The organism is Vibrio sp. J2-4 (assembly GCF_021728155.1).
GTDB classification, from domain to species: Bacteria; Pseudomonadota; Gammaproteobacteria; order Enterobacterales; family Vibrionaceae; genus Vibrio; species Vibrio diabolicus.
This window is the reverse complement of record NZ_JAKKCN010000002.1, coordinates 811,567-828,290: the sequence shown is the minus strand read 5'-3', so window position 1 is coordinate 828,290 and position 16,724 is coordinate 811,567. Positions and strand designations below refer to the sequence as shown.

Genomic DNA, 16,724 nt, shown 5'->3' with positions numbered 1-16,724 from the left:
ATTCACAGATATATTATCTCAAAGGAATAAGAAAGTGCGCTATATTCGTCTAATTATAATCGCATTGAGTATAGCGATTTTTTCTGTCCAAGCTTTTGACGGAGCTAGGTTTGATCACAAAGATTGGTATTTGGCTTGTGACAATACTGGCACTTGCCGAGCAGCGGGGTACGCGCCAGCTGGTCTTGGCTATGGTATGGCAATGATGTTTAGACGTGAAGCTGGACCTGCAACCCAGATCACGGCAAAGCTTTTTCTGCAGCTACATGATGAGCAGGCGTTGCCAGCAAGTGTGACTTTGTTGATTGACAACCAAGACCTCGGCCCAATCTACACGGATAAAACGAGTCAGCTGAGCGCCATGCAAGTACAGGCATTATTGGCGGTGGTTACTACTAACGCGGTAATTGAAGTAGGCGCTGGCAAGCAGCGCTGGCGCATTTCGAACAATGGCGCCAGCGCTGTGTTTCGCAAAATGGATGAGTATCAAGGGCGTAGCAACACACCATTTGCTGTGGTTGCCAAAGGTAAACAATCTGAGAACGAAGTACCACCCGCTAAAGTACCACCAAGTTTGACTGTGCAAGCACCGCTATCAAACGCTGTTACCCTTGAAATCGGTTCGTCAGCTTATAATGAGGTGTTACAGTTGCTGACCACTAATGTGCCAGCATCTGAGTTGGATTTCGAACTCCAGAGCGCATCACTTGAAACTGCAGAGCTGGGCCAGGGTAAACGCTTTATTGGTGCTTGTTGGCTTATGGCTTACAACGCGCTTTGCCACCATTGGTTAGCGGATAAAAATGACCCCAATCAGTTGGTTGCATTGAAGAGTGATGGTTTTTATATCGATGGTATGGCGCGCCAAGACCGCAAGGTACGAGGATACGGCGATTGCTGGGAAAGTCAGGCATGGGTGTTTGATGGGCAATCTATGGTACCCACTTTGATATCCAGCACGGGTCCATGCAGGGGTATTGCCGGCGGTATTGACCCTATGCCGACCTACATCACTGATGTAACTTTTCCTTCTAAGCAATAATTTTGTAAATGAGGTGAGTTTAAATGTCGCTCTTGGTAGCGGATTGCTAAGTTGTTCGCATCAATAAGTGGTGGAGTATAAAAAAGGATTACTTTCAGTAGGGCAGGTACATGCGGCCTCTGTTTTATAGGGTATAAGATTCTAAGCGATTTAGGGCATTTTCAAGCTAGAAAACACCATGTGTTAAAATTCAGATCGTGATATTTCTGTACAAAAACGTGTTTAGGAAAATTGAATATAAGCAACTATCAAATAACTACAGATGCGGCAACATGAGTTTGGAAGTGCTAGTGCGATGAGCGAAATCGCAATAGTAAAAAGGCTTTGTTTAGATACAGATTATTAAATACCATTACTTTAAATACCTAGACAAGGATGTTGCACGTCGACCTCGGTCGTCATAAGAGAGCCTTCAAAAACAATATCTGATGAAAACACCATTCTCCAAAAACTTTGTGTACTGCCACATATTAAAATTGCAACAGCACACAAAATAGTGTTAATACCAGTGAATATCTACACCTTCATCAAACGCTATCAAACCATTGTGGGTCGCCAAAGATGGAATAGTCACACTGGTGAGTTCATTGCCAGCAAACGCTTCACTTTGAATATCGAACACTGATTCTGGGATAGTTACGCTGGCAAGTCGGTTATTCCGGAACGCTTTATAACCAATGAAGGACACTGAACTTGGTATAGTCACCTTAGTGATCTTATTATCAGCAAACGCCTCCGGTGCAATGGTATTTACCGAATCTGATATAGTTACGCTAGTGAGATTATTGTTACTAAATACCCCATGGCTAATAGTGGAAACCGATTCTGGGATGGCCACACTGATAAGTTCATTGCCAGCAAACGCCTCACGCCCAATGGTGGTAACCGAATCTGGGATGACCACACTGGTTAGTTCGCTGCTAGCAAGCGCCCTACGCTCAATGATGGTCACCGTATCAGGAATAACAACTTCTTTTCTTGCCCCACCATAGGAAATAACAACCTTCTTATTCTCGGTGCCATCCTCATTACGAGCAAAAATAAAGCCATCTGATGGTGCATTATTAACTGTGGATAGTGCATTGCGATTAAATGCACCTAAGCCAATAGTAGTCAACGAATTTGAGAGGGTCACGTTGACAAGCTGGTTGTCAGAAAACGCAGCCTCTCCGATAGTTCTTACTGAATCTGGAATGGTCAAATTGGTGAGTTTATTATTACTAAACGCCTTATCCTCAATAGAGGTCACAGAATCTGGGATAGTTACGCTGGTCAGTCGGTTGTTCCGAAACGCCTCATTCTCAATGGTAGTCACTGAATAAGGTATAGTCACATTGGTGAGCTTGTTGTAAGCAAACGCCTTTTCACCAATGGTCGTCACCGAATCAGGCATAGTCACATTGGTGAGCTTGTTGTAAGCAAACGCCTTTTCACCAATGGTCGTCACCGAATCAGGCATAGTCACACTGGTGAGCTCATTATCAGAAAACGCGCCACGCTCAATAGTGTTTACCGAATCTGGAATAACAATTCCTTTTCTTGAACCACCATAGGATACGACAACCTTCTTGTTCTCTGTGCCATCATCATTACGAGCAAAAATAAATCCATCTGATGCCGCATTGTTAACTGCAGATATTACATTACCATTAAACGCTCCATTACCAATAATGGTCACAGAATCCGGGATAGTCACGCTGATGAGCTGGTTGTTAGAAAATGCAGCCCCCTCAATAGTGTTCACGGAATCTGGGATAGTCAAACTGGTGAGTTTATTATCACTAAACACCTTCCAACCAATAATGGTCACCGAATCTGGAATGATCAAATTGGTTAAATTATTGTAACTAAATGCTTCCCACCCAAGAATATTCACGGAATCTGGGATAGTTACACTGGTGAGTTCATTGCCAGAAAAGGCCCGATGTCCAATGGTGGTTATCGAATCTGGAATGGTCACGTTGGTGAGCCTGTTGTGAGCAAACGCATCATCCTCAACGGTAGTTAAAGAACTAGGTATAGTCACACTGGTGAGCTCGTTATCAGCAAACGCCCCCTGGCCAACGGTAGTCAGCGAATCAGGGATAGTCACGTTAGCAAGCTTGTTAGCAGAAAACGCCTTCACACCAATGGTGGTCACCGAATTTGGAATGGTCACACTAGTAAGCTCATTATCAGCAAATGCCCTCTCACCAATGGTGGTCACCGAATTTGGAATGGTCACACTAGTAAGCTCATTATCAGCAAATGCCCTCTCACCAATGGTGGTTACCGAATTTGGAATGGTCACACTAGTAAGCTCATTATCAGCAAATGCCCTCTCACCAATGGTGGTCATCGAATCTGAAATGGTTACACTAATGAGCTTGTTGTCAGCAAACGCCCCTTCACCAATGGTGGTCACCGAATCTGGAATGGCCACACTGATGAGCTTGTTACCAGCAAACGCCCCTTCACCAATGGTGGTCACCGAATCTGGAATGGTCACACTGATGAGCTTGTTACCAGCAAACGCCCCTTCACCAATGGTGGTCACTGAATCTGGAATGGTCACACTGATGAGCTTGTTACCAGCAAACGCCCCTTCACCAATGGTAGTCACCGAATCTGGAATAGTCACACTAGTGAGCGCGTTATCAGCAAACGCCTCCTCACCAATGGTGGTCACCGAGTCTGGAATGGTCACGCTGGTAAGTTTGTTGTGAGCAAACGCATTATCCCCAACAGTAATCACAGAACCTGGGAGCGTTACACTAGTGAGCTCATTGTAAATAAACGCATAGTCTCCAATAGTAGTTATCGAATCTGGAAGGGTTATGCTAGTGAGATTATTATGACCAAACGCGCTCTTATCAACGGCAGTCACCGAATCTGGAAAAGTCACACTGGTAAGATTGTTGCCCTCAAACATACCGAAACCAATGGTAGTCACCGAATCAGGAATAACAATCTCCTTTCTCCCTCCGCCAAAGGAAACAACAACCTTCTTGTTGTCAGTACCATCATCATTACGAGCAAAGATTATGCCATCTGATGGCGCATTGTTGAATGTGGATATTGCATTACCATTAAACGCATTAGAACCAATGGTGGTCACCGAATCTGGGATAATCACGCTGGTGAGATTGTTGTCAGAAAACGCTGAACCCTCAATAGTCGTCACAGAGTCTGGGATGGTCACACTGGTAAGCGTATTGCCAGTAAATGCCCCCCAACCAATAGTGGTTACCGAATCAGAGAGACTCACGTGGGTGAGGTTGTTGTCAGCAAACGCAACTTTTCCTATGGTGGTCACTGAATTAGGTATAGTCAGGCTGGTGAGTTTGTTTCGAATAAACGCCTCATCCTCAATGGTGGTCACAGATTCTGGTATAGTCACGTTGTGGATCTCATTATCGGCAAACACACTCTCGCCAATAACGGTCACCGAATCTGGAAGGATCAGGCTAGTAAGCTCGTTGCGTTCAAACGCACTATCCCCAATAGTGGTCACAGAATTTGAAAGGGTCAGGCTAGAGAGCTTGTTTCCATAAAATGCTTCCTTACCAATGGTTGTTACCGAGTCTGGAATGATCAAGCTAGTTAGTTCGTTGTGTTGAAACGCCCAATCACCAATGGTAGTCAACGAATTTGAAAGGGTCAGACTAGAGAGCTTGTTTCCATTAAATGCATCCCTACCAATGGTGGTCACGGAATTTGGAATAGTCACATTGGTCAAATTGTTGTAACTAAACGCACTCGCACCAATAGTAGTCACTGAATCAGGGATAGTCACGCTGGTGAGCTTGCTACGTCTAAACGCATCACGCCGAATAGTAGTTACCGAATCTGGGATGATGACATCTGTTTCGCTACCATTATAGTCAATAATTACTGACTTGCTTTTTGTGCCATACACCAACCCTTCTGTTGCTTTTTCACAGCCAGTAAGAAAGGTTAAACAGAGCAAACTGCCCAGGGGCGGGCAGATTACCCTCGTGAATCTTGTTATTGATAATGACATACCTGTTCTCAGATTTATATTTAGACCGTCATCAGATTTTCTGTGCGAATGCATAAAACATTCACATACGGTCAGTTTTATCTTGGGTTAAGAGGATGATAGCAATACTTATTGCGACTTATCATTCCTAACAAGTTGTTTAAACAATTTCACTACTAAAAGAAGCGGTTTGACAAGCAAAACAACTATATAAAAGGCTTAAATCTTGTTAAGTTTCATTCTATCGCAGTATTTTCGTAGTATAAAACACACGCTTTTAGACTTTTTAGATTATTTAATCTAACGAATTTGGGGTAGAGCCCTCTTAAAACCATCACATCCACAAAGTACCACGAGCAAAATTAAGCTTGAGGGGCGAGCCGGCATAAAAGTTGAAATAGGAGTAAAGAACCTCATCAAAAGAGCTTTTGGTATAGTTCCTGATTTCGCAAACTTTACACCGAATTGATTATATATTGGATGTATTTTTTATCTGACTATAGCTACGCCTTATCGAAGCTAGGAACGCACAAGAAGAGTTTTATGTAATTTATACTTCACAAACAATTTCTCGTAGGTATTTGTGATAGGGTCTACCGTTTTTTAGTACCAGAATTGTTACGAGTCAGACAGCAATTATTGCTTTTAAACTCAGAACCTTAAAAGGCCCTGAGCAGAAGTGCTAGAACAGTAACTTAAAAACATAGCTATTTATTCAAATCTTGTGTAGTAACCACTTCGCTTACCCAAATAGGCATCAAGTCAATGCCTCCAGCGGCAATACCACGGCACAAACCTGTATTACCATAACTCGCACGAACCATTTGTTTGCCATCAAACAACCAGCTTTCAAAGCTCCAGCAATCCCCCAATCCTCGGCCTTTATGAGCGGAGGAAACAATGCCGTCAGAATAGTCATTACCAGAGATGTTAAGACGTTTAGGCACAGCAGCATCGCCTTCTCCCAACAACCAATAACTTGAACCATAGTTATAAGCCGCCATCCAACAGGACGCCTCAATCAATGATTGGCCATTATTAAGCTTTGCAATAGCAATTGACGGTGTTTCTTCAAACAACCTATGGCACTCGGAGCTGTCTCCCTTAGACTCATAGCTAGCACGAAGCTGTGGTAACAATTTGGCATATTGGGCAGATTCTGGCTCAAGTGATTTCATCATTGCATCGCCGCCAACATTCACAAGTGTTGGGATAGCCACAGCAAGATTCACCCTAGACTCAGCGCCCTGACCTTTTGCGACAATAGCAAACGGAGTATTCTGGCGCCCCTGATATTCATCCATCTTACGAAACACGGCACTGGCACCGCTACCAGACAGTACCCATTTAGTTTTACCATCACCAATTTCAATAAGTGCATCTTTAGTCACTACTGCAAGAATGGCCTGAACCTGCATGGATGTCATGGCGTCATGCTGTATCGGGCCCAACTCTAGGCCATCGATATAAAGATTTATCTGCTCAGGCCAATGGTCAAAATCAGATTCATCACCTAAATACACTTTGCCCGTTACTGGCGCTGCAGGCCCCGCTTTACGAGTAAACATCACAGCAACAGGATTAAGACTGCCAATTTCTGAATAGCCAGCCGCCCGGCAGGTCCCTGTATTATCACAAGCTAGATACCAATCTTTGTGTTGAAAACTCTCTCCCTCAAAAGCGCTGACAGAAAAAGCTACCAAACCCAATGTATATATTGTACTTCTAATACAGAGCATTAGCATATTCCTCCAGTTCAGTTTTAATGAATATATCATTGTGCCTCCTTTGCTACTTGCTACTTCTATTTGCCAGTATTAAAAATTCCGTATTCTTATTAACATAAATTTTATATTTATTTATTAGAGCGAACCAGAAAACAAATTTAGTCATTTACTCAAATTCATCAATAGCTAAAGGAATGGCTCCATATCTTTTAGGACTTAACTTTCTTCTCTTTATTGACAAACAATAATAAAAACTCATAATAAATTATTAAGCAATCTTATTTTAATAATTATTCACCTATATATAGTACCTTTTTCTCCCATTTTATAACCTAGAGTAAAGCCCAAACTTTTAACAGGTTTTACTTTATAATTCTGAGCCGAACGTAGTGCTTTATCTATATCTTTTTTCGTTAGTTTATCAGAAATTTCTTTGAACTGTTTTTCTGCGTCTGGATGTTTGTTTTTTTTTGCCCAGTAAGACCATTTAAACGCTTCAATTAAATTCATCATCCCATTTTCATTATCACGATATAATTGCGCAAAGCCAAATTGAGAATATGGGTCATTGTATTTAACCCCCAATGAATACCACTCTATTGCTTTATCTATATTCTTATCGCAACCCAGGCCGTATTGGTACATATACCCAATTTTCCCCATCGCAACGCTTGAACCTTCTTTTACTGCGCTATAATATTTTTGAATAGCCTCTTTATAATTTACAACGTTGTACTTAGTTGATGAATAAATGTCACCAAGTAAAACTAATGCGTAGTGATCCTTCTTTTTGGCAGCAGTCTTAAGCCACTTAAGAGCCTCGTTGAGATCGTAATGGTCATCATCGAGATAAGTGTGTCCAAGAAGAAGCATTGCATCCGTGTCATTCTGATCTGCTGCCTTGTGTAGCCAATGCATCATCATTTTAGGGTTAGAGTACTCTTTTTCCATGGTATAAATCGCCGCAAGAGTTTTTTGCGCTTCTAAATCTCCAGATTCTGCTGCAATCGTGTGCCATCTCAACATTTCTGCTGAATCTCGACGAAAGTGTCCGTTTCCTTCATAGATTACGCCTAAAATAGCAGCGCAATCTACTTCTCCGTCAGCATATGCTTCCGTCAACCATTTGCTAGCTAACCGCCAATCCTTTTTAAATTTTTCACCACTAAAATACAGGTAGCCAAGTTCTTTCTTTGCCTCCGAGCTTCCCTTCAACGCTGCCTTCGTTAACCAATTTACTACTAGCTTTTTGTTATACTTAACACGCCTTCCATGATAGTAACGTCTCGCTAAGATAATTTGAGCCACACTAGACCCCTTTATCGCTAAGTATTTAAGAATATCAATCGGCAACGCAACAACAAGTAATTTATAAATAATATTGAATGTTATTTTTAGCCTAAACATGACTCTTTGTAATAAATTAACATCACGTTTTTTCATTGTTATCTAAATTTCTCCAAGGTTAAATCCTCCGAACTTCATATCAAACTTAATAGTTATTAGTAATATTGAACTTCAACATTTACTTATATCTCTTTCAACTTGTTAAGTACAGGTAAGCATCTGTAGATGATAACCCAAAATTGACCGTGTTTGTGTTGGTTTCACTATGCAAGATAACTTTTTTTCAGGCAAAATCACGTCAGCAACATATAATTGAGTAAAAACACTCTGTAGAAAAGAAACACTATTGAGCTAGAAAGTATAACGGGTAGAAATACAATCGTGTTTGGTGTTCCACCGGCACATCTATGAATATCTATTTGTAACTTTTTCAAATTTAGTAAGTCATGATATTGCAACGTTATTTGTGGACACCAGCGTAATGGTTAAGATTGCACCAGTTAAAAGATATGATCAAAGTGGGTAAGTGCCGTTTCATTAAAAAGCACAGAATAATCATTGCTGACCAGATATCAGGATAACTCGCCACCCAAAAAGGTAACTTTGAACAGACAAACACCCACAGTGAGAGTTTGAATCGCTTTAGGTTACATTTTATGAGGGCAAACGAACGCACCAGATTTTGTAGGGTGTTTTATCTAGTGGGCAATCTAACACTCAATGTCTAACTGAGCTTCCGTAAGTTTCTCTCACTACTAAAGCTTCTCCCCCTCCTTCCCTTTTCCCACACTTTCAACGATACTCTTGCGCCCTATTGTTCAGTTGGAAAACTTCATGCCTCAAGCTAACTCCGTTGTCGTACTCGACTTTGAAACCTCAGGTCTGTCTCCGAATATGGGGGATCGCGCGATTGAAATCGGTGCGGTTAAGATCGTCGATGGTGAGGTGGCCGATAGTTTTCAGCAACTTATGAATCCTGGCTTTCGTGTTAGCTCATTTATTGAGGGCTACACAGGCATTACCAATAACATGCTGCGCACAGCGCCGAGCTGCGATGAAGTGATGGCATCGTTCAGTGAATTTATTGCGGGTGAGAACCTTATCGCGCACAACGCGTCTTTTGATAAGCGCTTTCTGGATACGGAACTGGAGCGAATCGACTGCGGCTACTCTGGTGAGTTCGCGTGTTCTTTATTGGTAGCAAGACGCCTTATTCAAGATGCGCCATCACACAAGCAGGGTGAGTTGGTTCGTTATAAGAACATCGAAAACGACGGTGTATTCCACCGCGCGTTAGCCGATGCACAGGTAACAGCAAAACTGTGGCTGCTGATGGTAGAAGAGCTTGAGCAATCGGGCATCGCAGCGCCAAGCTTTAAGTTTATGCAGACGGTAAGTAAAACAGCGAAAGGAAAAGTGGAGCAGTTGCTCTCTAAAAATCGGTTTTAACCACACGAGATATAGACAAAAGTCGATTGCTTTTGATAGGAATCGGATTATTAAATATAGAAAGCGATTGCTCACATTAACATCGCTTTTTATGTATTTAATAACTACTGTTTAGTGTTATTTAATCTCAAAATTTTGTTTGCCAGCTTTATTTGACCTGGAAGGTAAATCATTTGTAATAAACTTGGAACTGAAAATATCAAAACAGCTTTCAATAGATTCCAAATAACATCGTAATCACCAGGAGTAAATTTAAGGGCTGACATTAAAAAAGCCAGAACAATAAATGCATAACAAAACTTTTGAACAAACTCATCAGGATACCAAGAGTACGTTATTTTCGTTTTATTTTTATCTTGTTCTAGTTTACATCGAAGCTCGCCGCCAATCTCTCGCCCTGCAACAATTGAGCTGGAGTTTATAAACTCACGATCATTGAATAACCGGTCTTGATGTGCTTCAGAACTTCGAGAAGTTTTTCTTTTTACTATTAAGATATTTTTCTTTTTCTTAGTCAAGTAAGCACCTTCACTAGGGTTACTCTCATTCAAATAAAAATAATCAGTATTGTTTAACCGAGAAAGGATCTCTTCTATTGGTTCATCGCTATATTTTTCACTTCTATAAAGTGCGTGATTGATATGCATTACAATATTACAGCCTTGTTTAAAATTGAGATGTAAATTCTAAACAAAGATGACTAAAACACCACTTCCAAAGTAACCATTTTCATAGGTAAATTATCTTTATTTTAGTAAAGTTCCAAACTGTAGATATCACTCCGGCACCCAATCCGAAATCACCTTACCATCTTTGATCGTGATGATGCGTTTGGTGCGTTCTGCGAGGGCGTTATCGTGCGTCACGATGATCAATGTTCTGCCTTCAGCGTGAAGTTGATTGAACAAGGCTTCAATCTCTGCGCCGGATTTTGAATCCAATGCACCCGTTGGTTCATCCGCTAAGATGATTTGCGGATCGTTGACCAAGGCTCTTGCAATCGCAACTCTCTGCTTTTGACCACCAGAAAGCTGGTTTGGTTTATGGTCTAAACGATCCCCTAGCCCGACTTGCTCTAGCAATTTAGCTGCGCGCTGGCGACGTTCTTTGGCTTTGATACCAGAGTAAACCAACGGCAGTGCCACGTTATCAAGCGCCGTCGCGTATTCCAATAAGTTAAAGCTTTGGAAGACAAATCCGATCTTTTGGTTACGAATGCCAGCCAGGTCATTCGCACTTAAACTTGCGACGTTTTGGCCGCCAAGTTGGTACTCGCCATCGGTGGGTTTATCTAAACAGCCGAGCATGTTCATCAACGTTGATTTGCCTGAACCGGACGGGCCAAGAATCGAAAGAAACTCGCCTTGATTAATGGTTAAGTCAACGCCGTCTAGCGCGCGAACTTCCGCCTCCCCGCTTGAGTAGTATTTACAGATGTTGGTCAGCTCAACAAGCGGCTTGTTCGACATGTTCTCTCCAGAGTTATTGTTGTTATTCACTTTGTAGCGCCTCCAACGGACTGACTTTTGCGGCTCGGTTTGCAGGTAACCATGCAGATGCCACACCAATGATCACTAAGGTGAGGATGACAATCGCGACAACGACCCACGACAACTCAGGGACAGGTTTACCCAATTGTTCATAAAAGGCATTGCCCTCTAAAGGAATGGAACTGATGGCAGACACCAGCGCGTACGTCACGGCTAACCCAAGCGCGCCCCCCATCATCATTGTCAATAAAGACTGCACTAAATAGTGCATGCGAATTGCTGTTGGGGTTGCACCGACTGCCATGCGCACACCGATATCACGCGTAGATCGCTTTACGGTGGCATACATCACATTGGCAATGCCAACGCCAGCAACAGCTAACGTAACGAAGCCGATAATGCCAAGAAAACTCTGCAAACCTATCAGAAATTGCTGCATACTCTTTTGCTTAAGGAACATATCATCGACTTGGACGACCTGTTCATCACTGACACTTGCCCCGTGTTTACGGGCAATCACTTGCCTGATCGTCTTTGCTAAGGCTTCTCGGTCTGCATCCGCTTGTGGCTGCACATTGATGCCACCAATTTCACCGTTGACATGAAATCGTTTCCACGTCGCTAACGGCACAAAGCTGGAATAGTTGATAAGATCCCCCTGTTCTATTTGGGCGCTGTTTTTCTCCAATACGCCCACAACGGTGAACTCCTCATTGCCGATTTTTACCTTTTTCCCCACAGGGTTGACTTGCAATGTGACTGTCGCAAACCAACTAAAGTCCTCATTCGGGTTGAATAAGTCGGCTGCCAGTTCATAACCCAGTACAACGACTTTGCGCGTCTCTTTTTGATCGAGTGGATTTAACCATCGTCCCCCCACCATCGGCACCAAATTGGTCATGGATTGAAACTCGCTCGTGACCGCTAACGGCTCTTGCCACGAGCTTCTGTCACCAACGGTGATACGCTCTTTCCACTTCGCAGTTGGCGCAACACTTTTTACATCGGGTAACGCTCGAACGATCTCTGAATCGTCCATTTTTAATGTCAGAAACTTACCTTGGTGGAAAGCACCGTGGTCGACGGTGGCCATCCCTCCGGTCAAATAGATCAAGTTGCCGTTACCATTTTGTGCGGTTTTCAATACGCCCTGACGAATACCCTCACCTACCGCCAACATAGCAGCGATACAGAGGGTCGCCCACGCTACAGCCAGAATGGTCAAACCCAATCTCAGCTTTTCTGCGGCCATTTCTTGGAAAATTTGTCTCATCGGTAACAACATGACTAAGCCCTCGCACTCAAAGCAATGACTGGCGTGAGACGCGATGCTCGCCTTGCTGGGAAATACGACGCCATCAATGCCAAGATAAGCGTCACAAGTAAAGACCAAGCAATGGAATCTGGCGTGATCACAGGTAAACCAATCCATTCCGGTAATGCCATGCTGCTTAAGACAGATACCACTGCATACGAAAACATCAGACCTAATGCCGTGCCCACGGCTACCAAAATAAGCCCTTCAAGAATAAACTGACTGAGTATGGATTTTTGAGTCGCCCCGATCGCCAAACGCACACCGATTTCACGCGTGCGCTCCGTGACAGATAAAAACATGATGTTGGCAACGCCAAGCGCACCGACCGCCATGGTCATCGCGCCGCTCGCTCCGAGAAAAATCTGAATGCCACGCAAAATTCCACTGATGACCGCCGCACCTTCACTAAAATCGGGTAATTCGACCGCATCTTTATCACTTGGGTCAAAATGAAGCTGCTTGGCGAAAAAGTTCACGATATTTTGTCGAAATGACGATGCATCCATCCCTTCTCTCGGCTTCATCAATATCATCCAAGGTTTCGCATCCCACAAATCGCGGTACGTTGTTTGAGGAATGAAAACCGTGCGGCTATCGCCGAATGAAATGCCAGTGTCCTCACCTACGGTTATCCCAATCACCAAAAACGGAATGCCGTTGACTTTGAGCCTATCTCCGATTTGGATTCCGCCCATTTGCGCAATTTGATCGCCTAACACCGCCACGCGAGTGTGGTTGTCCATATCACTTGGTGACAGGTTTCTCGAACCGGATTGCAGCTTGCGTTGCATTAAAGGAAAGTAAGACGTATCAATACCGCTGACCGTACTCGATAAGTTCTGTCCTTTGAGATTGGTGATATTCGCATCCCATTTGGCGTAAACGCTCGACGCCTGTTGCACGAAGCCTGACTGTTTGATCATGTCGACTTTTTCTTGTGGAATATCAATTTGTCGTCTTGAAGGTAACCCTTGCCACGGTTTGCTGGTACTCGACGGAAACACCACTTGCACATTGTTGATCATAAATGAAAACGACTGGGTCTGATGGCGATAAAAGCCTTCGCCAAGTGCGATTAACACCACCACAGAGATCACGCCCCAAGCAATCGCGATAATGGCTAGCACGCTCTTCATGCGATGCGCCATCAACGTTTGCCAAGTTTGTTGCAATAGACTGCTCATGAATGAAAAGCTCGAGAGATCAACGCCATGGTATCGTCATCGAGTTTCCCTGCGGTTTGCAGTAAGCCGATTCTCTTACGCCAGTAGCTGTACAAGTTGGTTTGCAGACTGTTTTTCGCCTCAAACAAGCTGTTGTGTGCGCTGATAACTTCCGACACTTCAAGCAGGCCAGCGTCGTAAAGTTTCTCTTTGCTTTGCAACACTCTGGCGCGCGACTCAACCAGCTCGTTCGCTATCAAAACTTGATTCCAGTTGATATCGACCTGCGTAAACTGCTGAATAACTCGTTTCTGAATATCAATTTCCACTCTACGCATATCTTGCTTGGCGCTTAAAATGTTCAACGATGCTTCGTCCACTTTCGCTCGCACTGCACCATTGAGGTCAATCGGCAAACTCAAACTAATCCCAGCGTTAAACTCGCCGTTTGAACGACTGTCACCATCGCTGTAGCCCACACTGCCTTTGACGGTCGGGTAGTATCCACCTTTAGCTGAATCTTTCGCGAACTCGCTCGCTTTCACCATCTGCGCCGCCACCAGCAGCTCTGGACTGCTGTCTTTCGCCAGCTTTAGCCATTGCTCCTGAGAGTCCACCAGCATCGGAGGCTGAATTAAAGAATCCGTTCGAATTTGGTCGACACTCTCCGGCATTTGATTAATTAACGCCGCAAGCTCTGCTTTTTTCACTTCGAGATCGGCTTTTGCATTGAGGATACTTGCTTGCTCAGAGACTTGATTCGCTCGCATCTCTTCAACATCAACCGACTTCACTTTGCCTGCTCGATAGCGTTTCTCAATGATGTTGAGAAGTTCCTTACCCTCCTCCAGCTTGGACTGCGCCAATTTGAGGTCGCCCTGTGCGCTTGCCACATCTAGGTAAGCGGTGAGCAACTTCTGCGCAAGCTCGTTATGCGATTGAGATAGCTCTAACTGTGCTTTGAGATAATTGGCATTCGCTTGATCCAGTTCCGACCACAAACTGCTATCCCAAATAGTTTGAGATAAGGTCGCGCCGTAACTGTTGGAATGGCTTGAGGACTCATTCCAATCCGCTGACGCACTGGCACTTAAACCCGGCAGTAACGCACTGCGGCTACTCTGTACGCCAACCTCGCCAAGCTGGACGCCGATTTTCGCTTTTTCGTAATTTGGATCGTTCTGCTTTGCTTGTTGCCAAGCTTGTTCAATAGAAATTGCGTAGGTCGGCAAACTGAGCGTGGCAGCCAACAATGCAAAGGCGATTGTTGATCGTTGCAGCTTAACCATGCGCCGCCCCCATCATGCTGTTGTCGATAACCTCTTCATCAAGCTCCACGCCGTCAAGCACTTCGACATTGATGCCATCTGACAGACCGAGTTTCACAGGTTGTTTATGAAACCCTTGTTCTGAGCTGTCGGGGATCAGAACATTCGGTGCGTCACCATCAAATTGCAGAGCGCGCTCCGGTAGAGTGAGCACGTTTTCAGACTTCTTCAGAATGATTTGAGCCGTCGATGAAAAACCAGAACGAAGCAACACATCTTGTGGGATCTTGAGTTCTCCCACTTCAACCTCAAAACCGTTATCAAAACTTTTTGCCGAAGCGTTGCCTTCTGGTGAGTTAAGGTTCTCAGATTGAATCGCCACTTTGGTTAGCACACCAGAAATCGCCACATCAGGATAAGGCGCAACCGTCAACATAACGGGCATTCCCGGAGACAACTGCGCAGCATCATGCTCACTGACGCTACCTTTAAAAATCAGACTGTTCATGTCGGCCAATGACATCATTTCAGTCGCAGCTTGGCTTGATTGAGTCGAGATGATCGGCTCTCCGACCTCTACTTTCTGGTTGAGTACCGTGCCATCAATTGGCGCGTAGATCGTCGACGTTAAACGTGCATCACCGATAGACGCCTCACCACTGCGGATGAGTTCGAGATTCTGGCGCTTTTGCAATACGTCCGCTTGCGCAGATTTGACTGCCGAGCGCGCACTTACGTATTCGTCGTAGTTACTTGGAATAATGTCCTGCTTGACCAAGCTTTCTAAGTTGGACAGTTTTTGTTTGGCGGATTCCAGATCGGCTTCGCTACGCATGAGTTCTGCCGATGCATCCGTTAATGCTTGGGGAGTTGGGTTTGGACGCACTTTGATCAGCGGCTGGCCTTGCTTCACCTTTTCACCAACTTTCGCGTACACTTCACCGACGATACCGTCGATTTGTGACTTGATAGACACAGAGTGTGCAGGGACAATTTTACCAACAGCCACAGCTTGTTTTTCAATCGTACCTTTTTCCACAATCAATGTAGGCAGCAATTCTGGTTGAGCGGCAGATTGGAGATAGAAATACGTACCACCACCGAGCAGCGCAATGCTCACAGCGGAGACAAGCCAACGTTTCGTCATTATTTATTCCAACAATTATTGGGTAGTCTAATGACTACTCCTAAAACACAAAGTTGAAGGAATAATATCCTGCTTTAATAGCGGTTTGGTTGTCACAGTTGGTAAGGCTTTGTCAGTCGTCTCTGACAATCAAAGATTAAAAAATCTCGACGAATCATTCAGCAAAGACGCTGTCTACGATGGCGACTAACAAGCTCTGTAACCGCTCGTTTCAACCGCCACCCATTTCATTCTGAACAATGTGCAAAATGGTGCTGTTCTGTATCCTCCAATCGCATATCCATACAGTCTTGCGCCTCACGTCCTAAAGCAGGAAAAACCGCATGCGCTTTTAAAATGCCTCGGCTGATAAAGCCACATTTCTCCAACACACGAATACTCGCGTGGTTGCCAATATGCGGGGGTAGTGCGAATGCGCGTTATACCCAAGCTTTGCAGGTAAACAACGCCAAGTTTGCAGGCTTGGGTTGCATAGCCTTTTCCCTGATAGCGAGCAGAAATACCAAAATGGATTTCACTGCTGTCTTGCTCTGGTATCAGCACCAGACAGCCTATAGGAGTTTGAGAAGTGAGTTCTTCAATAGCGAAGACTAATAGATTGGGGGACTTTTTATCATATTGAGCGCGCCATCTTTCGATGGCTTCAAGGGTTTGATTAGAATTTTGATGGGCTTGGCGGTTGAGGAAGCGGCATGCTTGTTCATCGCCTAAATAGTTTTCAAACAGAGGATCTGCATCTGTTGTTTTGAGGTGTCTGATTGCCACTTGTTGAGATTCAACTCTCATCATGA

At 44.0% G+C, this 16,724-nt stretch carries 11 protein-coding genes and 1 pseudogene; 2 read left to right on the top strand and 10 right to left on the bottom strand.

The window, feature by feature from the left end; genetic code table 11:
* Positions 1 to 34: 34 nt before the first annotated feature.
* On the top strand, positions 35 to 1,042 hold the full coding sequence (locus L3V32_RS09190; RefSeq protein ID WP_225473326.1) for a DUF1176 domain-containing protein: 1,008 nt from the start codon (positions 35 to 37) through the stop codon (positions 1,040 to 1,042).
* Between the two features lie 499 nt (positions 1,043 to 1,541).
* On the opposite strand, the gene L3V32_RS09185 is transcribed toward L3V32_RS09190, so the two are convergent.
* The 3 genes from L3V32_RS09185 to L3V32_RS09175 all read right to left on the bottom strand — a co-directional run bounded on the left by L3V32_RS09185 (position 1,542) and on the right by L3V32_RS09175 (position 8,194).
* Entirely contained in the window at positions 1,542 to 4,940 is a 3,399-nt protein-coding gene (locus L3V32_RS09185) for a leucine-rich repeat domain-containing protein (RefSeq protein WP_237284150.1), read from the bottom strand.
* 791 nt (positions 4,941 to 5,731) lie between these two features.
* Positions 5,732 to 6,802, bottom strand: coding sequence for a DUF1176 domain-containing protein (locus L3V32_RS09180; RefSeq protein ID WP_237284149.1), 1,071 nt, complete (start codon positions 6,800 to 6,802; stop codon positions 5,732 to 5,734).
* Positions 6,803 to 7,045: 243 nt separating this feature from the next.
* Positions 7,046 to 8,194 carry a tetratricopeptide repeat protein gene (locus L3V32_RS09175; protein ID WP_225473331.1) on the bottom strand — a complete coding sequence of 383 codons (1,149 nt, stop codon included), beginning with the start codon at positions 8,192 to 8,194 and terminating at the stop codon, positions 7,046 to 7,048.
* Positions 8,195 to 8,932: 738 nt separating this feature from the next.
* On the opposite strand from L3V32_RS09175, the gene L3V32_RS09170 reads away from it, so the two are divergent.
* Positions 8,933 to 9,547: a PolC-type DNA polymerase III gene (locus tag L3V32_RS09170; protein WP_237284148.1), complete on the top strand. Its 615-nt coding sequence runs from the start codon at positions 8,933 to 8,935 to the stop codon at positions 9,545 to 9,547.
* A 104-nt stretch (positions 9,548 to 9,651) separates the two neighbouring features.
* Here L3V32_RS09170 and L3V32_RS09165 read toward each other — a convergent pair whose 3' ends face one another.
* From L3V32_RS09165 to L3V32_RS09135, 7 genes and pseudogenes are all read right to left on the bottom strand, one after another.
* The gene (locus tag L3V32_RS09165) at positions 9,652 to 10,194 is read right to left on the bottom strand and encodes a hypothetical protein (protein ID WP_054824120.1); all 543 of its coding nucleotides are present in this window, start codon (positions 10,192 to 10,194) and stop codon (positions 9,652 to 9,654) included.
* 129 nt (positions 10,195 to 10,323) lie between these two features.
* A complete protein-coding gene (locus L3V32_RS09160; RefSeq protein WP_237284224.1) occupies positions 10,324 to 11,016 on the bottom strand; it encodes an ABC transporter ATP-binding protein in 693 nt (230 codons plus the stop codon).
* Between the two features lie 22 nt (positions 11,017 to 11,038).
* The gene (locus tag L3V32_RS09155) at positions 11,039 to 12,322 is read right to left on the bottom strand and encodes an ABC transporter permease (protein ID WP_237284147.1); all 1,284 of its coding nucleotides are present in this window, start codon (positions 12,320 to 12,322) and stop codon (positions 11,039 to 11,041) included.
* A gap of 2 nt (positions 12,323 to 12,324) precedes the next feature.
* Positions 12,325 to 13,539 (bottom strand): ABC transporter permease, encoded by a 1,215-nt coding sequence (locus tag L3V32_RS09150; protein WP_237284146.1) that lies wholly within the window; start codon positions 13,537 to 13,539, stop codon positions 12,325 to 12,327.
* A complete protein-coding gene (locus L3V32_RS09145; RefSeq protein ID WP_005385783.1) occupies positions 13,536 to 14,807 on the bottom strand; it encodes a TolC family protein in 1,272 nt (423 codons plus the stop codon). The genes L3V32_RS09150 and L3V32_RS09145 overlap by 4 nt, the downstream gene beginning before the upstream one ends.
* Complete coding sequence (locus L3V32_RS09140) at positions 14,800 to 15,933, bottom strand: efflux RND transporter periplasmic adaptor subunit (protein WP_005457947.1); 1,134 nt, start codon at positions 15,931 to 15,933, stop codon at positions 14,800 to 14,802. The genes L3V32_RS09145 and L3V32_RS09140 overlap by 8 nt, the downstream gene beginning before the upstream one ends.
* A gap of 227 nt (positions 15,934 to 16,160) precedes the next feature.
* Positions 16,161 to 16,722 (bottom strand): annotated as a pseudogene (locus tag L3V32_RS09135) (GNAT family N-acetyltransferase).
* Between the last annotated feature and the right edge of the window lie 2 nt (positions 16,723 to 16,724).